Source organism: Bradyrhizobium oligotrophicum (assembly GCF_051168495.1).
In the GTDB taxonomy this organism is placed as follows: Bacteria; Pseudomonadota; Alphaproteobacteria; order Rhizobiales; family Xanthobacteraceae; genus Bradyrhizobium; species Bradyrhizobium oligotrophicum_A.
In genome coordinates, this window is the sequence record NZ_JBNPVB010000007.1 from 245,327 (window position 1) to 267,707 (window position 22,381).

The following is a 22,381-nucleotide window of genomic DNA, read 5'->3' on the forward strand; positions in this document are numbered from 1 at the left end:
GGCAGAGTGGTAATGCTGTCACAGTAAGCTGCCGAATGGCGCTTCGTTCCAACCCGCCCAAAAAGTCGCAGTTCCGGTCCCCGCACTTTTACGTGCTCTTCGCAACGGCCTGCGCCGTCGGACCGGTGCCGGCTTGGACCGAGTTGCGCAAAGGGCTGACGTGCCGATTCCAGACAGAGTAAGGACCGAATGTCCGGCGTATTCGACCGGCTCCGCACGACTCCGCCGGCTGACGGCGACAACGGCGCTGCTGACGATCGCATTGGCAAGCCCGGCCCTCGCCCAGCAGACGAGCGGTGGCTCAGGCGGCAATATCAGCGGCAACGGCGGCGCCAGCTCGGCAACCGGCACCGGAGCGAATGGTGTTGCGGGAGGCAACCTCACGCAAGGGGGCGGCGGCGGCGGCGCAGGCGCGCTCGGGGGTGACGGTGGTGGCGATTACTCCGGCGCGTTCAGCGGCGGCCGGGGCGGCGTACTGCCGGGCGAATCGGGGCATGCCGGCCAGGGCGGCGGCGGCACGTCGAGCGGCGGCGGCGGCGGTGGCGGCGCTCATGGTGCGGTGGTCACGACGGACGGCAGCAATACGGCGACCATTACGGGCGGCTATGGCGGACGCGGCGGCACCGCCAGCCTGAGCTGGGGCGGCGGCGGCGGCGGCGCAGCCGGCTATGGACTCGTCATCGACGGCACTGGCCTCAACTACACCAACACCGGCGCGATCGCCGGTGGCATCGGCGGCCAGGGCGGCACGGCCAACAACAATGGGCACGGCGGCAGCGGCGGCGATGGCGGCTACGGAGCCTATCTGACCGGCACGGGTGTCCTCACCAATTCCGGCAGCATCACCGGCGGCAATGGCGGCGATGGCGGCAACGCGCCCAACAGCAGTCAGACCCACGCCGGTGGCGACGGCGGCAAGGGTGGCGCGGGCGCCATCTTCGCGGCCGGCGGAATGTTGATCAATTCCGGCAGCATCAGTGGAGGCGCGACAGGTGTCCGCGGCGTCGGCGGCAGTTCGTCTAATGGCGTCTTCGGGTCAGCCGGAGACGGCGTGCGCGGGAGCAATCTCGTCCTGATCAACAGCGGCTCGATCTCGGCGGGATCCAATTTGAGCGGCGACCCGTTGTTCGACGCCAACGCCATCACTTTCACCGGCGGCAGCAATGTGCTGGAGATCTGGGCGAGCTCACTCATCAACGGCAATGTGGTCGGCACCGGTGCCGACACGTTCCGGCTCGGCGGCACCGCGACCGGCACGTTCGACGTTTCGAGCATCGGCGGCTCGGCGCAGTATCAGGGCTTCTCGAGCTTCGTGAAGACCGGCACGAGCACGTGGACGTTAACGGGCACGACGACTGCCACTACGCCCTGGGCGATCAACCAGGGCACGCTCGCGGTCTCGTCCGACAGTGCTTTCGGCGCGGCGTCCGGCGGGCTCGCGTTCGGCGGCGGCACGCTGCAATATCTCGTGGGCTTCAGCTCCAGCCGCAACATCACACTCAATGCCGGCGGCGGCAGCTTCGACACCAACGGCAACAACGCGACGCTCAGCGGCACGATCTCCGGCAGCGGCGGCCTGACCAAGCTCGGCACCGGAGTCCTCACGCTGAGCGGGGTCACCAGCTACGCCGGCGACACCCTCATCAGCGGCGGCACGCTGCGGACCGGCGCGTCCGGCGTTCTGTCGGTCGCCAGCAGCTACATGATCGCGACGGGTGCGACGCTCGATATCGACGGCACGGGCCAGACCATCGGCGGGCTCAGCAGCAGCGGCAGCGTGCTGCTCGGCAGCAACGGCTCGCTGGCGATCGGCGACAATGGCGGTGCCACCGTGTTCTCGGGCACGATCTCGGGCAACGGCACCTTCGTCAAGAGCGGCCCGGGCGTGCTCACGCTCAGCGGCACCAACACCTACACCGGGGCCACCGTCGTCGATGGCGGCACGCTGCGGGCCGGCGCGGCGGGCGCCTTCGCGCCCCTGAGCACCGTCGAGGTCGACAACGGCGGCACGCTCGATCTCAACGGCTTCAATCAGACCATCGCCTCGCTGACGGGCGGCGGCGCCGTCCTGCTCGGCGCGGGCACGCTGACTTCGAGCGGTGACAACTCCAGCACGGGCTACACCGGCACGATCTCCGGGAGCGGCGGCTTCACCAAGGCTGGCACCGGCACGATGCGGTTCGATGGAGCGACCACCTACACCGGCGCGACGACGATCAGCGCAGGCACCTTGCAGGCCGGCGCCTCGGGTGTGCTGGCCTCGGCCAGCGCTTTCATGATCGCATCAGGCGCGACACTGGATCTCAACGGCTTCAACCAGACCATCGGCTCGCTTGCCGGCAGCGGCAGCGTGCTGCTCGGCGCGGCGACACTGACGGCCGGTGGCAACAACGGCAATACCACCTTCTCCGGCACGATCTCCGGCAGCGGCGGCTTCATCAAGACCGGCACGGGCCGGATGACCCTGACCGGCACGAGCAGCTACACCGGCGCAACGATCATCGACGGCGGTGTGCTCGAGGTCGCAGGCGCAATCACCAACACGTCCGGCGTTTCGGTGAACGCCGGTGGCACCCTGATGGGCGCAGGCCTCGTCGATCCGCCGATGACGGTCAGCATCAATGCCGGCGGCACGCTTGCCCCGGGCAACGGCACGGCGAGCTCGTCGCTGAGCATCGTCGGCAACCTCGCCTTCCAGTCAGGCGCTTACTATCTCGTGCAACTCGATCCGACGACAGCCTCGTTCGCAAGCGTCACCGGATCGGCCACGCTCGGCGGCGCCACCGTGAACGCCGTGTTCGGCACCAGCGACTATGTCGACAAGCGCTACACCATCCTGACCACCAGCGGCGGCATCTCCGGCAGCTTCGGCGCGCTGGTGAAGACCAACCTGCCGTCCGGCTTCAAGACCAGCCTGAGCTACGACGCCAACAACGTCTATCTCGATCTGATGCTCGCCTTCGCCCTGCCCGGCGGGCTCAACGGCAACCAGAAGGCCGTCGGCGATACCCTGTCGGCGTTCTTCGATCGCAACGGCGACATTCCGCTGGTGTTCGGCCGGTTGAACCAGGCGGGCCTGACGCAGGCCTCCGGCGAGAGCGCGACCGGCGTGCAGCAGACCACCTTCAACGCCATGAGTCAGTTCACCGGACTGCTCACCGATCCGTTCGCACAGCGCCAGGGCGGCAGCGGTGCGAGCAGCTACGCCGAGACGACGCGCAAGCGCACCGATGCCTTTGCGATGCTGCCCGACGAGCGGGCAGCCAATTTCGCGCAGCGCTGGAACGTGTGGGCGGCGGGCTTCGGCGGATCGCAATCGACCAGCGGCAATGCGGCCGTCGGCTCCAACGACACCACCAGCCGCATCGCCGGCACCGCCGTCGGCGCCGACTACCGGATCGCGCCACAGACGATCGCGGGCTTCGCGCTCGGCGGCGGCGGCACCAGCTTCAGCGTCAACGGCCTCGGCTCCGGCCGCTCCGACCTGTTCCAGGCTGGCGTCTATCTGCATCACCATGCCGGCCCGAGCTATCTGCGGGCGGCCCTGGCCTATGGCTGGCAGGACGTGACAACGGATCGCACCGTCACCATCTCCGGCACGGACCGGCTGCGCGCGAGCTATCAGGCCAATGCCTGGACCGGACGGATCGAGGGCGGCACGCGCGTTGTCGCGCCGCTGGGCGGCATTGGCGCTACGCCTTATGCGGCCGCGCAAGTCACCAGCCTGCGCCTGCCCGCTTATGTCGAACAGGCCACGGCGGGCGCCTCGACCTTCGCCCTGAGCTACGCCGGCAAGACCGTCACCGCGACGCGCAGCGAGCTCGGCCTACGCACTGACAAATCCTATGCGCTGACTGACGGCGCCCTCACCCTGCGCGGCCGCGTCGCGTGGGCGCACGACTTCAATCCGGATCGTTCGGCGACGGCGACGTTCCAGACGCTGCCCGGCGCGAGCTTCGTCGTGAACGGCGCAGCACAGGCGCGCGACTCCGCGCTGACGACGACGTCGGTCGAGATGAGCTGGCTGAACGGCTGGAGCGCGATGGCAACTTTCGAGAGCGAGGTCTCGAACGTGACGCGATCGTATGCTGGAAAGGGGACGGTACGTTACGCTTGGTGAGAGCCAACTCGGCGCTCACTTTCCCCGCGGCCGTCCTTCGAGACGCCCGCCTTCGGCGGGCTCCTCAGGACGAGGTCAAAATGCGCGGTACGATCTCAACCCTCTCCATGAACACGCCGCTGATGACCAACCTGCTGCGCCGATCTCGGAACCCGAACCTCAGAACCATGAGGCCGCAGTGAGGCCTCGCCCTTCGAGACAACCGCCTTGAGGGCGGTCTCCTCAGGGGTGAGGAGTGACGGTGGTGCGGGGCGATAGAGCGAAATGATCCCTCCATGAGCACGCTCTTCGTGTTCAGGGTCCAGTGTGCAGCGCCGCCTCGGCTCTTGAACCTCATGGTGAGGAGCGCCGCGCTGCAGAGGGGTTCTTCGTTGGAACAAGAGCCATAGCAGCGCCTGCAGAAGGCGGCGCGTCTCGAACCATGAGGCCCGAGACGTCGCGGTATCTTCTCTACGCCTCGGCCTTCGCGGCCGGCACGCTCGACTTGCCAAAACTCGCCACCAGCCGGTCGATCAGCGGCCAGAACAGCAGCACGATCGCCAGCGTCGTGATCGTGCCGACCAGGCCGTTGGCCCAGAACACCTTCATGTTGCCGCCGGAGATGATCATCGACTGCCGGAACGCATCCTCGGCGCGGCTGCCGAGCACCAGGGCCAGCGTGAACGGCGCCAAGGGAATCTTGATCTTCTTGAAGACGTAGCCGACGACGCCGAAGCCGAGCATCAGCCAGACGTCGAACATCGCGTTCTGGATCGCGTAGGCGCCGATCGCGCAGGAGACGACGATCATCGGCGCGACGGCCGCGAACGGCACCCGCAGGATTGAGGCGAAGATCGGCACGGTAGAGAGCACCAGCACGAGGCCGACGACGTTGCCGAGATACATCGAGGCGATCAGGCCCCAGACGAAATCCTTGTGCTCGACGAACAAGAGCGGTCCGGGATTGAGGCCCCACACCATCAGGCCGCCGAGCAGGATCGCGGCCGTGCCGGAGCCGGGAATGCCGAGCGCCAGCATCGGCAGCAACGCCGCGGTGCCGGACGCGTGTGCGGCGGTCTCAGGCGCGAACACGCCTTCGATGCGGCCCTTGCCAAAACTTTCCGGATCCTTCGAGAAGCGCTTGGCGAGGTTGTAGCCCATGAAGGAGGCTGCGATCGCGCCGCCAGGCGTGATGCCGAGCCAGCAGCCGATCACCGAGGAGCGCAGCAAGGTCATCCAGTATTTCGGCAGGTCTTTCCACACCGCGAGCACGGTGCGCAGCGAGATCGAGGCGGCATGGCCGCGCAAGGCCAAGCGTTCCTCCATCGTCAGCAGAATCTCGCTGATGCCGAACAGGCCTATGACGGCGACCAGGAAGTTGATGCCGCGCAGCAGATCGGTCGAGCCGAAGGTCATCCGCAGCTGGCCTGACACGGTGTCCATGCCGACGCCGGCGAGCAGCAGGCCGAGTGACATCGCGATGACCGTCTTGTGCTTGTCCTCACGTCCAAGGCCGACGAAGGAGCAGAAGGTGAGCAGGTAGACTGCAAAGAACTCGGGCGGGCCGAATTTCAGCGCGAAGGACGAGATCCATGGCGCCAGGAAGGTGATCAGCAGCACGGCGACCAGCGAGCCGATGAAGGACGAGGTGAACGCCGCCGTCAGCGCCTCGGCCGCCCTGCCCTGCTGCGCCATCGGATAGCCGTCGAAGGTGGTCGCCACAGACCAGGCTTCGCCGGGGATGTTGAACAGGATCGAGGTGATGGCGCCGCCGAACAGCGCGCCCCAGTAGATGCAGGACAGCATCACGATGGCCGAGGTCGGGTCCATCGAGAAGGTCAGCGGCAAGAGGATCGCGACACCGTTCGGGCCGCCGAGGCCCGGCAGCACGCCGACGAAGACCCCGAGCACCAGCCCGACCATCATCAGCGCCAGCGTCTTCCAGGTCAGGAGGACAGCGAACCCGTGCAGCAGCAGACCCAAGGCTTCCATGATTTCATTCCAACTCGGTTTCCGTCATTGCGAGCGCAGCGACGTGTCCTTCGAAGCCCACCGGGCGTAGGCTGAAGCAATCCAGAGTTGCATGTGACGCCCTGGATTGCTTCGTCGCTTCGCTCTTCGCAATGACGCGGAGAGATAGCAGTGTCAGCGCCCGAACGCGGCCTCGAGCGGGCCCTTCGGCATGATCACGTCGAACACGACATCGAAGGTCACGAACATCACGGCGCTGAACAGGAACGCCGTGAGCAGCGACTTCCAGATCGCGATCTTGCCGACCAGGCGCATGAAGCCGGCGATCAGCAGGAAGCTCGCGACGTAGATGCCGAGAAACTGCATGGCGATGCAGAACAGCAAGGTCGGAACGAACACCGCCATCACACGGCGCAGCTGCGCGCGCGTAACGAAGGTTTCCACCGCTTCCCTGCTGGACAGGAACGCCGCGCCGATCCCATACAGGCTGGCGCCGCCGAGGATGACCGAGAGATAGAACGGAAAGTAGCCGGGCTCGGGACCGGTCGAGTCCCACGACGCGCCGGTCCGCCAATTGTCCCAGGCCAGCACGATGGCCAGCGCCAGCAGCAGCAGCGACACGACCACGTCGACCGTGCGGCTGGTGGTCAAGGCCGGAGAATTGTCCTCCGGCGCGGTCGGATCATCGACGGCGATTTCGAGTTCAGCGTTTGACATCGATCCTCCGCCCCCTGATCTCGTCTTACTTCGCGACGAAGCCCGCTTCCGTCATCAGCTGCTTGTTGAGCGAGCCGTCCTCTTCGAGAAACTGCAGCATGTCCTTGCCGGTCAGGAAGATCGGCTTCAGTGCCTGCTTCTCCATGTAGTCCTTGTATTCCGCCGTCTGCACCAGCTTGCTGAACAGGTCGACATAGAACTCCTGCTGCTCCGGCGTCACCTTGCCCGGCAGAAACATGCCGCGCAGCATCAGATACTGCACGTCAAGGCCCTGCTCCTTGCAGGTCGGGATGTCGTTCCAGGACTGTGTCTCCGTGACCTTGGTGGTGTAGGAGATGCGCTCCTTGTCGAACACGCAGAGCGGACGCACCTGGCCGGCGCGCCAGACCTCGAGATTCTCGGAAGGGTTGTTGACGTTGGATTCGGTGTGGCCGCCGACCAGCTGGGTCGCAGCCTCGCCGCCCGACTTGTAGGGCAGATAGGAGAACTTGGCGCCGGTCTTCTTCTCCATGAACACCGTGAGCACGTGATCCTCGCGCTTCGATCCGGTGCCGCCCATCTTGAACGGCGAACTCGATGCCTTGGCGGCATCGATGAATTCCTTCACCGTCTTCGGGCCGTTGACGTTGTCCCACAGCACGAACTGATCGAGCGCAATCACCGCGACCGGCGACAACTCGCGCCAGTCGAACGGCAGCTTGGCCGACAGCGGCAGCATGTAGATCAGCGAATAGGCGATCAGGACCTTGTTCGGATCGCCGTCGCTGGACTTCATGTACATCAGCGCTTCGGCACCGGACGCACCGCCCTTGAGCGACACCACCACCGGCTGCTTGAGCAGATTGTTCTTCTGGATCGCGGCCTGCATCATCCGCGCCATCTGGTCTGATGCACCACCGGCGCCCGCGGCGACGACGATCTCGACCGGCTTGGTCGGCTCCCAGCCGGCCGAAGCCGGTGCATTTGCAAAAAGGGCAGCCGCGACGGCTGCGATCGTGATCAGGTTGCGCACGTGTTTTCTTCCCCGTTCGAAGCGCCTGCTTGCATCCTACCAGGATACTGCTGGCTTATTGTGGTCAGTTCAAGAGCACAAGCGAGATGCGGCCTCATGATCTCAGCATAAGGTCGCAAGAACGACATCAGACTACTTACCCTTCCAGTTCGGCGTTCGCTTGCTGAGGAACGCGTCCATGCCCTCGCGGAAATCCTCACTCATATAGGCCCGCAGGATCAGATCCTCGCCCTCGTCGCGGGACAGCGTGCGGCGGATGCGGCGCACGGCCTCCTTGGTGACTTCGAGCGTGATCGGCGCATGCGAGGCGATGAGCTTCGCGGTCTCGAGCGCACGGGTCTGCAGGGTGTCGACGTCCGGCACGATCTCGTTGAGCAGGCCGAGCACGAGCGCCTCCGGCGCCTCGACCAGCCGCGCCTTGAAGATCAAGTCCTTGGTCCGCGCCGGTCCGATCAGGGACACCACGCGCGAGATGTTCGACATCGACAGGCAGTTGCCGAGCGTGCGCGCGATCGGGAAGCCGATGCGTGTGCTCTCGGTGCCGATGCGGATGTCGCAGCAGGCCGCGATGCCGGCGCCGCCACCGGTGCAGGCCCCCGCGATGGCGGCAATCACCGGCACGCGGCACAGCTCCAACGTGCCGAGCACGCGATCGATGCGCGCCTCGTAGTCGAGCGCGTCCTGCGCGGTCTTGAAGGCACGGAACTGAGAGATGTCGGTGCCGGAAGCGAACGCCTTGTCGCCGGCCCCGGTCAGGATCAATGCCTTGATCGACCGGTCGGCATTGATGGCCTCGCAGATCGAGGCCATCTGGTCGTACATCGCGAAGGTCATCGCGTTGCGCGCCTGCGGCCGGTTGAAGGTGATCTTGGCAATGCCGTCGTCGACGGCATAGATGAGATCGTCGGAGCCGGTCACAGGTACGGTCATCAAGCCACCTTCGAGATCGGCGCCGTCTCGCGCGCCTTCAGGACATCCATTGCCGCGAGCACGCCACCGGCGCGATGCGGCACATTGGCGAGCGCAAGGCCCATCTCGACGCCCGCGAGCGTGCCCATCAGCATCAGGTCGTTGAAGTGACCGATATGGCCGATGCGGAACACCTTGCCCTTGATCTTGTTCAGGCCGGTGCCGAGCGACATGTCGAAATTCTTGAGCACGGTTTTGCGGAACGCATCGGCATCATGGCCCTCGGGCATAATCACGCCGGTGAGCGCCGGCGAGTGCGCCTGCGCATCGGCGCATTGCGTGTCGAGCCCCCAGGCCTTGACGGCCGCGCGCGTGGCCTGGCTGTGGCGGCGATGGCGCGCGAACACGTTCTCGTGGCCCTCCTCCTCCAGCATCTTCAGCGCCTCGTTGAGGCCCATCAGCAGATTGCAGGCGGGCGTGTAGGGGAAGGTACCGAGCTTATTGAAGGTGATGATCTCCTGCCAGTCCCAATAGGAGCGCATGCCGGGATTGGCCTTGGCCACCGCAAGCGCCTTCTCCGAGACGGCGTTGAAACCGAGGCCCGGCGGCAGCATCAAGCCCTTCTGCGAGCCGGCGACGGAGACGTCGATGCCCCAGGCGTCGTGCTCATACTCCATCGAGCCGAGGCCGGAGATGGTGTCGACCATCAGCAGCGCCGGATGGCCGGCGCGGTCGAGCGCCTTGCGGACTTCCAGCGGCGGCGTCAGGCAGCCGGTCGAGGTCTCGTTGTGCACGACGCAGACGGCCTTGATCGTGTGCGTCTTGTCGTCGACGAGGCGCTGCTCGATCGCGGCGATGTCGGCGCCATGGCGCCAGTCCCCGGGGATGAAGTCGACGTCGAGCTTGAACTTGTCGGCGATGCCGCGCCAGAGCACCGCGAACTGGCCGGTCTCGGCCATCAGCACCTTGTCGCCGGGCGCGAGCGTGTTGACGATCGCAGCTTCCCACGCGCCGGTGCCGGACGACGGATAGATGATCACCGGCTGCTGAGTGCGGAAAATACGCTGCGAGGCGGCCAGCACGGCGAAGCCGAGCTCGGCAAATTCAGGACCGCGATGGTCCAGCGTCGGCATATCCATTGCGCGCAGCACGCGGTCGGGGACGTTGGTCGGCCCCGGAATCTGAAGAAAATGCCGTCCTGTGTGCACAGTCATTGACGTCCATCCCCGGTCATTTGGTTGGCGCGCGGACGTGGCATGCCACGCGCTTGCCGCGCTTTTCTCCCGCCAGACCGCTGGCGTCAACAAAGAAGACGCAAGCACCGATCGCGCCGGGCCGACATCCCTCAGATGCACACCAATCCCTCCTCCTGTGCAGTGCGGCATGACCGAATGACCGGAACGGCCGCACGCGATTTGGCCTTATTTCACCATTGCAAGAGTCCGCGGCGCGTTGCCCGGCGAAGGCTGATCGAGCTGCGCCATCGCAACATCGACGCCACCGCCACGATGCGGCACGCCGGCCGCGCGCAGCCCCATCTCGACGCCGCTCAGCGCCGCCATCAGGGTGAGCTCGTTGCACTCGCCGAGATGACCGATGCGGAACACCTTGCCCGCGACCTTGGACAGGCCGGAGCCGAGCGACATGTTGAAATTGTCCAGCACAACCTGGCGGAACTGATCAGCGTCATGGCCCGGCGGCATCAGCACTGCCGTCAGCACCGGCGAATGGTCCTTCGGCTCCTGGCACAGCACCTCCAAGCCCCAATGATCGACGGCAGCGCGGGTCGCCGCCGCAAGCCGCTGGTGGCGCGCGAACACCTGATCGAGCCCCTCCTCAAGCAGCATCGCGATCGCTTCACGCAGCCCGTAAAGCAGGTTGGTCGCCGGCGTATAGGGGAAGAAGCCGTTCGCGTTCAGCTTCAGCATGTCCTCCCAGTCCCAGAACGAGCGCGGCATTTTGTTGGCCTTGGCCACCGCGCGCGCCTTGTCCGATACGGCGTTGAAGCCGAGCCCCGGCGGCAGCATGAAGCCCTTCTGCGAGCAGGAGACGGCGACGTCGACCTTCCACTCGTCGAAACGGAAGTCGGCGGAAGCGAGACCCGAGATCGTATCGACCATCAGCAGCGCCGGATGGCCGGCGCGATCCATCGCCCCGCGCACCTCGCCGATTCGGCTGGTCGCACCGGTGGACGTTTCGTTGTGCACGACCATCACGGCCTTGACGGCATGCGCGGTGTCGGCGGTGAGCTTTTCCTCGATCACGGCGGGATCGACCCCGCGGCGCCAGTCGCCGGGGATAAAATCGACCTCGATTCCCCAACGCGCCGCCATCTGCCGCCACAGCGTCGCGAAGTGGCCGGTCTCGACCATCAGCACCTTGTCGCCCGGTGACAGCGTGTTGACGATCGCAGCTTCCCAGGCGCCGGTACCGGACGACGGATAGATGATTACCGGATTGGTGGTCTTGAAGATCTTCTGCGCACCGCCGAGCACGGCCCTGCCGAGTTCGGCGAATTCGGCACTGCGGTGGTCGATCACCGGCATGTCCATCGCCCGCAGCACCCGCTCGGGCACCGGACTTGGGCCCGGAATATGCAAGAAATGACGACCTTGATGACGGGTCACGGCGGAGCTCCAAGGCAACAGCGGCATTTGAGCACCGATGATTGCATTCAATCAATCAAGTTACAAGTGAATATCGAATTCATATACGAGGTCGACGGTATCTGTAACTATCGCTACACTGCATCGACATGACCCCCACGATTCCAGCAATTGAAACTGCACCCTTGGCAGAACCAAGCGACCGTCCTGCGCCGGCGCGCGACGAGACCTCGCTGCATGACGAGATCCTGGCGCGGCTGCGCGACTACATCGTCGAGGGCCATGTCGCCGATGGCGGGCGCCTGTCCGAGCGGCAATTGTGCGAAATGCTGGGCGTCTCGCGCACACCTTTGCGCGAAGCTCTCAAGGTGCTCGCGGCCGAGGGCCTGGTCGAGCTGCTGCCCAACCGCGGCGCCCGCGTGCGCCCCTTGAGCGCCGCCGACATCCACGAGCTGTTCGATCTGATGGGCGGCCTGGAAGGTCTGGCAGGACGCCTTGCCTGCGAGAAGATTTCGGATGAAGAGATCGAAAAAATCGAGCAACTTCATCATGATATGTACGGATTCTACATGCGGCAGGACATGCAGGGATATTTCCGCATGAACCAGCTCATCCATCGCGCGATCGTCGACGCCGCCGCCAACGCCACCCTTCATGCAACCTATGACGGCCTCGCAGGCCGTATTCGCCGGGTGCGCTTCTCAGCCAATTTCGCCCGCAAGCGCGAGCGCTGGAGCGAGGCCATGCGGGAGCACGAACTGATCCTCGACGCGCTGCGCCGGCGCGCCGGCAGCGAGCTGTCCGACATCCTGTTCCAGCACCTTCGCAACAAGGGCGCCGCCGCAATCGCCTACTTCGCGGAAGGCCAGCCCGCGACCATCCCAACTGGGATTAGCAAGCCGACCAAGGTGGAATGAGACCCGGGACTCGTCGAAATCTGCATGCAATCGGATTGACGTATTGCCCTGAATAAATGACATGGGGTTGGAGATCGCCGCCGACGACAGCCAGGACCGACCAGAGAACATCATGCCGAACGCCAAAGCCGGTCCGTCCAGGCTCGAACAGAAGCTCCGCGCCGAGACCACGGGTGACGTGTTCTTCGACCGCTTCAACCGCGGCCGCTACGCCACCGACGCCTCGTTCTACCAGGTCATCCCGGCCGGCGTGGTCGTGCCGCGCACCATGGACGAGGCGCTGCGCGCGCTCGCCATCGCCCGTGACGACGGCCGCATCGTCACCCCGCGCGGCGGCGGCACCTCGCAATGCGGCCAGACCGTCAACGAGGGCATCGTCGTCGACGTCTCCAAGCACCTGAACCGCATCGTCTCGCTCGACGTCGAAGCCCGGACCTGCGTGGTCGAACCCGGTATCGTCCTGGACGACCTCAACCGCCAGCTGAAGCAGCACGGCCTGTGGTTTCCGGTCGACGTCTCCACCGCCTCGCGCGCCACGATCGGCGGCATGGCCGGCAACAATTCCTGTGGCGGCCGCTCGCTGCGCTACGGCACGATGCGCGACAACACGATTGCGATCGATGCGGCGCTGCCCGATGGCACGCTGGCGCATTTTGGCGAGGTGCCGCGCGATGTCAGCGGCGTCGACGCACCGGAGAGCGCCCGTGCGCTGTTCCGCGACATGCTGGCGCTCGGCGAGCGCGAGGCCGCCGAGATCGCCGACAGGTTTCCGAAGGTGCAGCGCCGGGTCGGCGGCTACAATCTCGATGCGCTGACGCCGCGCAATGCCGTCAACAATATCGCTCATCTCCTGGTCGGCTCGGAGGGCACGCTGGCCTTCTCCACCCGGATCGAGCTGAAGCTGTGGCCCCTGATCCGCACCAAGGTGCTCGGCGTCTGCCATTTCGGCAGCTTCTACGAGGCGATGGATGCGGCCCAGCATCTCGTCAAGCTGAAGCCGATCGCCGTCGAACTGGTCGATCGCACCATGATCGGGCTGGGACGCGACATCGCGATGTTCCAACCGGTGATCGCGGCTGCCGTGCGCGGCGATCCCGATGCGATCCTGGTGGTGGAGTTCGCCGAGGAAACCAAGGACCAGAACCTCGCCAAGCTGAAGCAGCTGTCCGAGTTGATGGGCGATCTCGGCTTTGCCTGGAATCATGAGCCGCGCAAATGGGGCGGCGTGGTCGAGATATCAGACCCTGCCCTGCAGACCGCGGTGGCGGACTTCCGCGCGGCCGGCCTCAACGTGATGATGTCGATGAAGGAGGCCGGCAAGCCGGTGTCGTTCGTCGAGGATTGCGCCGTGCCGCTGCCGCATCTTGCCGACTACACCGCGCGGCTGAACGAAGTGTTTGCCAAACATGGCACACGCGGCACGATGTATGCGCACGCCTCCGAAGGCTGCCTGCACGTCCGCCCGGTGCTGAACCTGAAGCTGGAGAAGGACGTCGAGGCGATGCGCGCCATCGCCGAGGAAGCCTTCGCCATGGTGCGCGAATACAAGGGCTCGCATTCCGGCGAGCATGGCGACGGCATCGTGCGCTCGGAATTCCACGAACAGATGTTCGGCGCACGCATCGTCGCCGACTTCAAGGAGATCAAGCAGCGCTTCGATCCGGGCAATGTGCTCAATCGCGGCCGCATCGTCGATCCGCCGGCCATGGACGACCGCTCGCTGTTCCGTTACCCGCCGGATTATCGCGTGGATGACATCAAGACCGTGCTGGACTGGTCGGCCTATCCCGGCGCGGCCGGCGGCTTCCAGGGCGCAGTCGAGATGTGCAACAACAACGGCGCCTGCCGCAAGCTCGACGGCGGCGTGATGTGCCCGTCCTATCGCGCCACCCGCGACGAGAAGGATGTCACGCGCGGCCGCGCCAACACGCTGCGGCTCGCTATCTCCGGTCAGCTCGGTCCGGGTGCGCTGTCATCGGACGAGATGATGGAGACGCTGAAGCTCTGCGTCTCCTGCAAGGCCTGCCGCCGCGAGTGCCCGACGGGTGTCGACATGGCGAAGATGAAGATCGAGGTGCTGGCCGCGCGCGCGACGAGCCATGGCCTCAGCTTGTGCGACCGGCTCGTCGCCTACCTGCCGCGCTATGCCGATATGGCAGCCCGCTTCGCGCCGCTCGTGAACCTGCGCAATCACGTTAGCCCCCTGCGCGGTCTGATGGAGCGCCTCGCCGGCATCAGCGCCAAGCGTAAACTGCCGGCCTTCCGCAGCGACACCTTCCGCGTCGACGCCGAGGCGTTCGGCCCGGAAAACGGCCGCGAGGTCGTGCTGTTCGGCGACACCTTCAACCGCGTCTATGAGCGTGAGAATCTCGATGCGGCGCTGCGGGTCCTGATCGCCGGCGGCTACCGCGTTCACGTCCCCAAGCCGGCCGATGGCGGCCGTGCGCTGTGCTGTGGCCGGACCTTCCTTTCGGCGGGTCTAGTGGACGAAGCCAAGTCCGAACTGCAGCGCCTGGTCGAAACCTATGCGCCGTTTGCGTCGCGCGGCGTGCCGATCATCGGCCTGGAGCCGAGCTGCCTCTTGACCCTGCGCGACGAGCTGCTGTCGCTGCGCAACGACACCATCGCGAAGACGATCAGCGCGCACGCGCTGCTGCTGGAGGAATTCCTCGCACGCGAGGCCGAGAGCGGCCGACTTGAACTGCCGCTCGGTCCCCTGCCCGGCAAGGCGCTGCTGCACGGCCATTGCCATCAGAAGTCATTCGCCGCCTTCAAGCCGGTCGAGCAGGTGCTGCGGCTCATTCCGGAGCTCGAGGTCGAGACGATCGAGTCGTCCTGCTGCGGCATGGCCGGCGCATTCGGCTATGGCGCGGAGACCTACGAGGTTTCGTTGCAGATGGCGGAAGCCTCGCTGCTGCCGGCCGTGCGCAAGGCGGACGCGGCGGCCTTCATCGTCGCCGACGGCACCTCCTGCCGCCACCAGATCCGGGACGGCGCCGACCGCGGTGCCGTTCATGCCGCGCAGCTCCTGGCGATGAGCCTGGAGCGGGCGCGAGCATCTACGTAGTACATAGTTTGTAGGGTGGACAAAGCGCAGCGTGCCCACCGCCAGACTTCGCTTCGCAATGGTGGGCACGCTCCGCTTTGCCCACCCTACGCAGCACTCCGATCTCAAGACAACAAAGGATACCGACATGACAGATCTCACGCTCGACACCGCCCGCAAGATCCTCGATGCCACGCTCGCCAAGGGCGTCGAGAAGAAGCTCAAGCCGCTCGCCGTCATGGTGCTCGACGCCCGCGGCTGCCTGAAGGCCGCGGCCGCCCAGGACGGCACCAGCCTGATGCGGGCCGAGGTCGCGCATGGCAAGGCCTATGGCGCCCTCGCGCTCGGCCTCGGCTCGCGTGCCCTGTTCCAGCGCGCCCAGGAGCAGGCCTTCTTCATCGACGCCGTGAACACGCTGGCGCAGGGCCGCATGGTGCCGGTGCCCGGCGGCGTGCTGATCCTGGACGGCACCACCCTGCTCGGCGCCGTCGGCGTCTCCGGCGACACCTCCGACAATGACGAGATCTGCGCCGTCGCCGGCATCGAGGCCGCCGGTCTCAAGGCCAATCCGGGCTGACGCGCAATCTGGAATCCATGCGCCCCGCGATGGCCGGAGCGCATGGATGGCCAGGGCGATGACGCTTTTCCTTGCGCGCCCCTTACGATCTGGGCTTCTCTGCACGGCGGCTTCTAAACACGTTCGGAGAGCCACCATGACGGTCGAGAGCATCAGCGCGATCACCATCGCCACTCACGACATGACCCGCGCCGTTGCGTTCTATCGTGCGCTCGGCTTCGACGACATCCCGTATGGCGGCGCTGAAGCGCCGTTCACCACCTTCCGCGTCGGCGCGGGCTATCTCAACCTGGTCGCCACGCCCGTAGACAAGCAATGGAGCTGGTGGGGACGCATCATCTTCCACGTTGCGGATGTCGACGCCGTCTACGCCAAGGCGCTGGCTGCTGGCTTTGGCCCGCCGACCACGCCGCGCGATGCCGAGTGGGGCGAGCGCTATTTCCACCTCACCGATCCCGACGGCCACGAGTTGAGCTTCGCGCGACCGCTCGGACGGTGAGCTAACCGAGCTCGAAGGTGGTGACGCCGAACACCCGGTCCATCCGGAGCGGCGGGATCGGCCCGGTATACATACGCGCGGTCTCGAACACCGGCTTCAGGCCCAGGCTCTCGGCGAGCGCCACCGCCTCCGGATTGATTGCGGGCACGTCGAGGAACACCTCGACGTCGCCGGCCACGCTGAGCAGAGCCGAGACCACAGCCTCGGCATCATCGCGCCTCTCCGCGACGAGCGGACCGACTTTGTAGCCCCTGCGGCACGGCCGGATCACACCCCAGGCGACCAGCGCGCCGTCGCGGATCAGCGCCCGGCCGACATGACCGGGCGACGGATATTGGCGTAAGCAAAGCTGAAGCCGGATTTCCGATAGTTGTCCTGCTGCGCGACCACGCCATCGAGCCCGACAATGCGCGATCCCGCATGCACCATCGCCGCCTGCCAGAGCTGCAATCCGTAGCCGTGCCCGCGCATATCAGGGCGCACGATGTAGAAGCCGAGAAAAGCAAAGCGGTCGTCATAGTTGACGCAGGATACGGTCGCGACCGGTTCGCTGTCGCACTCGGCGACGAGGAAGCCACCGGGATCGATCACCGTGAAGCATGCCGCATCGGAGAGACCGGGATTCCACCCCTCGGCCGCCGCCCAGTCGATGGCGAGGGCGATCTCCTCCAGGCGCATAGGCCGGATGATAACCGGGCTATGGGTCGTAGTCGGACCAGTTGGCGTCATCCCACGACGCTAGCGCCGACCTCGCTCCTCTGCAGCAACAAAATGACTCGGCGACGCTGGATTTCCGCCGTCGGCGCATTGTTGCGCACAGCGCGCTGCCCCGGAATTGACGGCAAAGTCACTTCCCGGGCCAGACCGGCTTGCGCTTCTCGGCGAACGCCTTCAGGCCTTCCTTGGCATCCTCGGTCATCGCCAGCAGCGCGATCTGGCTTTCGAGATAGGCGATGGACTCGTCGAACGACATCGAGGCGATGGCGCGCATCGCGTATTTGCCGCGGCGGATCGCGGTCGGCGACTTGTCGACGAGGCGGCCGATCAGCCAGTCGATCTTGGCGTCGAGCTCTGCCGCCGGCACCACGTAGTTGAGCAGGCCGGCGGCCTGCGCTGTCTTGGCATCGAACGGCTCGCCCGTCAGGGCCCACTCGTTGACGAGACGCGGCGGGGCGATGTTCTGTAAGAGGCTCAGCACCTGCATCGGATATACGCCGACCTTCACCTCGGGCAGGCCGAACACGACGTGCTCGGCGGCGACCGCCATGTCGGTCATGCACAGCAGCCCCATGCCGCCGGCCATGCAGACGCCGCCAACGCGGGCGATGGCGGGCTTTGTAGCATTCTGTGACAGCCTGAGCAGATCGGCGTAGTCGACATTTGGACGGGAGAAATCCATCGCGAAGGCCGCGCCCGAATTCTGCAAGTCGGCTCCGGCGCAGAACGCCTTGTCCCCCGCGCCCGTCAGCACGATGACGCGCACGTCCGGATCGTCATGCGCCTCGCGGTAGCCGCGCGCGATCCCGGCGATGACGGCGCCATTGAGAGCGTTGCGCTTCTCCGGGCGGTTGATGGTGATCCAAAGGGCCTGCCCGCGCTTGTCGAGAATCACGCTGTCGTCGGTCATCGCCTTGCCTGTCGCTCGATGTCGAATGCGAGATTGTCGCGGGATAGCCGCACCGGGCAAGGAAAACTTGCGTCAGCTGGCCGCGCGGCGGCCGATCTCGGCGATGGTGTCGCGCAGCAGCGGTCGATCCGGCTCGAACTGGCCGGTGCGCAGGAACGAGAGGGTCTGCCGGAACGAGGTCGGATGCACCAGCAGGCCCATATGCGAGGCCTTCACCGTCGTGGTGTCCGTCATCTCGACGAGATTGCAGCTATCGACCGATACACGACCATCGTTGGGCCACGGCAGCACGAACAGCCCGGCGATCGGATCGAGGAAGCGGTTCCCGGCGATGACGCCGATCTCGTAATCGGCGGGCGGCAACGCGGCGAGCGTGACATCCTTGGTCGTGACCAGTTGCAGGCCGGCGGGGCCGAAATAAGCGCGGTAGAGCCCGACATTCTGCAGCCGGTCGGCGAGCTCGCTGCCGCCATTGGGCGTGCCGATCATGACGACGCGGCCAAGCCGTGCCGGACGAAAACGGTCGATGTACACGCGTGCCAGCAGTCCGCCCATCGAATGGGTCACGAAATGGATCGGGCCGCCGAGACCCGCCACGAAATCGGCAATGGCAGGCCGGATATCCTCCGCAAGACGCTCGAGCGGCTTCTTGCGGCTTTCATAGTGGAGATTGAGCGTGGCGAAGCCGGCGCGATGCAGCCTCTTTTCGAGGGGACGCAGCATCAATGACCGACCGGCGATGCCATGCAGGAGGACGACCCCCGCGTCGCGGGGGCCATTGTGCTGATCGTGCCGGCGCAACGAAGCCATCACGCCACTTCCCGCGCCTCCGGATCGCGCTCGCCCGGCGTGGCCGCCGCAGTCTCCTCGGCGAGCGTCTTGGTCTCCTCGGCGAGCGCCCTGGCGCCGACATAGTCGGTCTTACCGGAGCCGAGCAGCGGGATCTTGTCGACCACCATCACGGCTGCCGGTACCGCGAGTTCCGGCGCGCCCTGCGCCTTGGCCTGGCGCTGCATCGCGGAGCGTTCGGCATCCTTCTGCGTCGTGATCAGCACGATGCGCTCGCCCTTGCGCTGGTCTGGGATCGACACGGCGACGGACGCCGCTTGCGGCCACAGCGTCGCGGCGATCTGCTCGACCACCGTCAGCGAGACCATCTCGCCGGCGATCTTGGCGAAGCGCTTGGCGCGGCCCTTGATCGTGATGAAGCCCTGCGCGTCGATGGTGACGATGTCACCGGTGTCGTGCCAGCCCTCCGGCAGCGCCTCCAGCACACCCGGATTTTCGGCTCTGACATAGCCGAGCATGACGTTCGGGCCGCGGACCGAGAGCCGTCCGCCCTCCTCGATGCCCGGCACCTTGTCGAGCCGGTACTCCATCAACGGCGACAGGCGGCCGACGGTGCCGACGCGGTTGGCCATCGGCGTGTTCATCGCCAGCACCGGCGCGGTCTCGGTGACGCCGTAGCCTTCGAGCACGCGGATGCCATAGCGCTCCATGTAGATCTGCCGGGTGCGATCCTTGACCGGCTCGGCGCCGGCGATGACCAGCCGCAGGGTCCGGAAATCGTAGGCATGCGCCGAGCGTGCATAACCGGTCAGGAAGGTATCGGTGCCGAATAGAACGGTGGCGCCGGTCTGGTAGATCAGTTCTGGCACGATTCGGTAGTGCAGCGGCGACGGGTACATGTAGATCGGAATACCCGCCAACATGGGCATCATCATGCCGCCGGTGAGGCCGAACGAGTGGAACACCGGCAAGACGTTGAACACGAGATCGTTGGCGTTGGCGTCGACCCGTGCCAGCGCCTGCGCGGCATTGGCCAGGATGTTGCGGTGGGACAGCACGACGCCCTTGGGCGTGCCCTCAGACCCCGAGGTGAACAGGATCACGGCGGGGTGGTCGGCGTTGCGTACGACGCGTGGTCTGGTGCCGTCGAGGATGCCCTTGAGCTTGTCGCCCAAGCTGACGGACGCCTTGACGTCTTCGAGATAGACCAAACGGGCCTGCCCCTCGATCGCAGCAATCAGCTTGTCGAGCTTGCCCTTTTCGATGAAGGCACGCGAGGTCAGGATGGTGGTCACCTGCGCCGCCCTCATCGCCGCCAGCACGTTCACCGGGCCGGCGGAGAAGTTCAGCATCGCCGGCACCCGGCCGATCGACTGCAGCGCCATGAAGACGACGGCAACGCCGGCCGAGTTCGGCAGCAACACGCCGATGTTCTCGCCAACCATCGTCCCCTGCTCAAGCTTGCGCGACAGGACCTGGGAGCCGAGCAGCAGCTTGCGATAGGTCAGCTTGGTGCCGAGCGGATCTTCGATCATCACCTTGCCGGTGTCGTGGTCGCGATGGGCATGGGCCAGCGCTTCGAACAGCGTGCGGTCGAGCATGGCGTTCTTGACCATGGCGTCGATCATGACGTCCTGCAGCGCAGCGCCAGCCGCGTTGCGCCGGGTCTTGCCCTTCAGGGCCTGATCGATGCTGAGCTTGACCGGCGGCAGGATCGTCACCGTCACCTTGGGAAACCAGGAGCGCTTGATCTGGCCGTCCTTGAGATAGCTGAGATGCGAGCGCTGCGCGCCCTCGATGCGGACGGGCACAACGACGGCATCCGCTTTGTCTGCGATCATGGCCGTGCCGTCATACACCTTCATCAGCGAACCCGACACGGTGATACGGCCCTCCGGGAAGATCACCACCGGCTCCTGGCTCGCGACCAGCTTGATGAGGTCGCGCGCGCCGAGCGGCTTGGTCGGGTCGATCGTGATGTGGCTCACCATCTTGAGGAAGATCTTAGCCCACCACGCCTTGGAGATGCCGGTGTCGACGGCGAAAGTCGCATCGATCGGCAACACCGCATGCAGCAGCGGGCCGTCGATCAGGCTGACATGGTTCGGCGCGATCAGCATGCGGGTGCCGGCCGGCGGCAGGTTTTCCAGCCCGCGCACCTCGGTGCGGAACAGCGCTCGGAACAGCATCGCGCCAAAGTCGCGCACGCCCTCCCGGCCCCATTTGTTGAGCACGAACCAGACTGCGCCGAAGCTCGCCAGGGCGAGGCCAAAGAAGATCCAGGCAACCGACACGCCCGTCGCCTGCAGGCCTGCGACACCCAGCGAACCGACCACCATGAAGGCGGCCTGCAATACGTTGCCGCCGGCGATGACACGGGCACGCTCGGTCGGCTCCGACCACGCCTGCACGGCGGCGAACGCCGGGACCACGAACAGGCCGCCGCCAAAGGCGAACACGGCGAAGTCGAGCAGCATGCGCGCACCGGCCCATGAGCCGATGAAGGCCAGCGGCGTCAGGTCTTTCGCGGTCTCCGTCGTCCCGATCGCCAGGGAGAGATCGAGGCCGAACACGCCCATGATGATGGCGCCGATCGGAACCAGCGCGAGGTTCGGCCTGACATGACTGAGATTCGCCGCGAACAACGAGCCGATAGCAATGCCGATCGCGAAGGTGGCAAGGCAGAGCGTGACGACGCCCTCGGTCCCGCCGACGACGCCCTTCACCAGCGCCGGCAGCAGCGACAGTACGACGGCGCCGACCAGCCAGAACCAGGACACGATCACCATGCCGTCCCACAGCCGGGGGGCAGCATGAAGCGACTTCAGCAGATGCGACGTCGAGGTCCAGGGATTGGCGGTGATCCGCAGATCCGGTGCGGACGGCGCGGTGTGCGGGATCCGCGATGCCGAGGCCCAGGAGATCACTGCAAGACCGATCACGGCAAGCGAGACCCAGCCCATGTGGGAAGAGCCCGAGACCAGCTGGCCACCGGCGATCGTGCCGATCAGGATAGCCATGAAGGTCGCACCTTCCACCAGCGCATTGCCGGTCGCGAGCTCACCGACCGTCAGCTGATCGGGCAGCATGGCATATTTCACCGGGCCGAACAGCGCGGCGATGATCCCGAACATGCCCAAGGCCACGAACAGCAGCGGAATCGAATGGAGGAAGAAGCCCAGCGCGGCAAAGCCGGCGGCGAAGATCTCCGCGAACTTCAATCGCCTCGCGACGACCCCCTTGACGTATCTGTCGGCCAGTTCGCCTCCGAGCCCAGACAGAATGAAGAAGGGAAAGATGAAGACCGCCCCGGCCGCCGTCACCAGCGCGTCGCCATGTGATGCGACCGCGCCATAGAGCAGCATGATGACCAGCGCATTCTTCAAAACGTTGTCGTTCAGCGCCGAGGCGAATTGTGCCCAGAACAATGGAGCAAAGCGGCGCGACGACATCAACTGCTTGATCATGGTCGTTTCCTGGTGTGCTGCGGAGGCTTGACCGCGAGGATAGCAATGGCTTTGAGGGTGCGTGATGAAATGCAGGTCGATGCCGGGTGGCGCTCCCTTGTTAGACGCCGATGTCGCGTTAGCGGTTCTCTCGTTGGCCGGACAG

At 65.8% G+C, this 22,381-nt stretch carries 14 protein-coding genes and 1 pseudogene; 5 read left to right on the top strand and 10 right to left on the bottom strand.

From position 1 onward, the window contains the following. Nucleotides 1-160 precede the first annotated feature (160 nt). Nucleotides 161-4,120 (top strand): autotransporter domain-containing protein, encoded by a 3,960-nt coding sequence (locus tag ACQR1B_RS16230; protein ID WP_434832521.1) that lies wholly within the window; start codon nt 161-163, stop codon nt 4,118-4,120. A 450-nt stretch (nt 4,121-4,570) separates the two neighbouring features. Here ACQR1B_RS16230 and ACQR1B_RS16235 read toward each other — a convergent pair whose 3' ends face one another. The 6 genes from ACQR1B_RS16235 to ACQR1B_RS16260 all read right to left on the bottom strand — a co-directional run bounded on the left by ACQR1B_RS16235 (nt 4,571) and on the right by ACQR1B_RS16260 (nt 11,335). Beyond that, on the bottom strand, nt 4,571-6,091 hold the full coding sequence (locus ACQR1B_RS16235) for a tripartite tricarboxylate transporter permease (protein ID WP_434832522.1): 1,521 nt from the start codon (nt 6,089-6,091) through the stop codon (nt 4,571-4,573). Nucleotides 6,092-6,244: 153 nt separating this feature from the next. Further along, nucleotides 6,245-6,787 (bottom strand): tripartite tricarboxylate transporter TctB family protein, encoded by a 543-nt coding sequence (locus ACQR1B_RS16240; RefSeq protein WP_434832523.1) that lies wholly within the window; start codon nt 6,785-6,787, stop codon nt 6,245-6,247. Between the two features lie 25 nt (nt 6,788-6,812). Beyond that, nucleotides 6,813-7,799 (bottom strand): tripartite tricarboxylate transporter substrate binding protein, encoded by a 987-nt coding sequence (locus ACQR1B_RS16245; RefSeq protein WP_434832524.1) that lies wholly within the window; start codon nt 7,797-7,799, stop codon nt 6,813-6,815. A 132-nt stretch (nt 7,800-7,931) separates the two neighbouring features. Further along, nucleotides 7,932-8,729, bottom strand: a complete 798-nt coding sequence (locus tag ACQR1B_RS16250; RefSeq protein WP_434832525.1) for an enoyl-CoA hydratase/isomerase family protein — start codon at nt 8,727-8,729, stop codon at nt 7,932-7,934. Then, a complete protein-coding gene (locus tag ACQR1B_RS16255; protein ID WP_434832526.1) occupies nt 8,729-9,922 on the bottom strand; it encodes a pyridoxal-phosphate-dependent aminotransferase family protein in 1,194 nt (397 codons plus the stop codon). Before ACQR1B_RS16255 ends, ACQR1B_RS16250 begins: the two co-directional genes overlap by 1 nt. A 207-nt stretch (nt 9,923-10,129) precedes the next feature. Beyond that, nucleotides 10,130-11,335, bottom strand: a complete 1,206-nt coding sequence (locus tag ACQR1B_RS16260) for a pyridoxal-phosphate-dependent aminotransferase family protein (protein ID WP_434832527.1) — start codon at nt 11,333-11,335, stop codon at nt 10,130-10,132. Nucleotides 11,336-11,463: 128 nt separating this feature from the next. On the opposite strand from ACQR1B_RS16260, the gene ACQR1B_RS16265 reads away from it, so the two are divergent. From ACQR1B_RS16265 to ACQR1B_RS16280, 4 genes are all read left to right on the top strand, one after another. Further along, nucleotides 11,464-12,231 (top strand): GntR family transcriptional regulator, encoded by a 768-nt coding sequence (locus ACQR1B_RS16265; protein ID WP_434832528.1) that lies wholly within the window; start codon nt 11,464-11,466, stop codon nt 12,229-12,231. A 112-nt stretch (nt 12,232-12,343) separates the two neighbouring features. Beyond that, nucleotides 12,344-15,298: an FAD-binding and (Fe-S)-binding domain-containing protein gene (locus ACQR1B_RS16270; protein ID WP_434832630.1), complete on the top strand. Its 2,955-nt coding sequence runs from the start codon at nt 12,344-12,346 to the stop codon at nt 15,296-15,298. A gap of 127 nt (nt 15,299-15,425) precedes the next feature. Next, nucleotides 15,426-15,854: a GlcG/HbpS family heme-binding protein gene (locus ACQR1B_RS16275; RefSeq protein ID WP_434832529.1), complete on the top strand. Its 429-nt coding sequence runs from the start codon at nt 15,426-15,428 to the stop codon at nt 15,852-15,854. 136 nt (nt 15,855-15,990) lie between these two features. Continuing rightward, on the top strand, nt 15,991-16,353 hold the full coding sequence (locus ACQR1B_RS16280) for a VOC family protein (RefSeq protein ID WP_434832530.1): 363 nt from the start codon (nt 15,991-15,993) through the stop codon (nt 16,351-16,353). A 1-nt stretch (nt 16,354) separates the two neighbouring features. Here ACQR1B_RS16280 and ACQR1B_RS16285 read toward each other — a convergent pair. From ACQR1B_RS16285 to ACQR1B_RS16300, 4 genes and pseudogenes are all read right to left on the bottom strand, one after another. Next, a pseudogene (locus ACQR1B_RS16285) lies at nt 16,355-17,082 on the bottom strand (GNAT family N-acetyltransferase). Between the two features lie 118 nt (nt 17,083-17,200). Beyond that, on the bottom strand, nt 17,201-17,980 hold the full coding sequence (locus ACQR1B_RS16290) for an enoyl-CoA hydratase/isomerase family protein (protein ID WP_434832531.1): 780 nt from the start codon (nt 17,978-17,980) through the stop codon (nt 17,201-17,203). 72 nt (nt 17,981-18,052) lie between these two features. Continuing rightward, nucleotides 18,053-18,790: an esterase/lipase family protein gene (locus tag ACQR1B_RS16295; RefSeq protein WP_434832532.1), complete on the bottom strand. Its 738-nt coding sequence runs from the start codon at nt 18,788-18,790 to the stop codon at nt 18,053-18,055. Then, complete coding sequence (locus ACQR1B_RS16300) at nt 18,790-22,236, bottom strand: acyl-[ACP]--phospholipid O-acyltransferase (RefSeq protein ID WP_434832533.1); 3,447 nt, start codon at nt 22,234-22,236, stop codon at nt 18,790-18,792. Before ACQR1B_RS16300 ends, ACQR1B_RS16295 begins: the two co-directional genes overlap by 1 nt. Nucleotides 22,237-22,381: the final 145 nt, after the last annotated feature.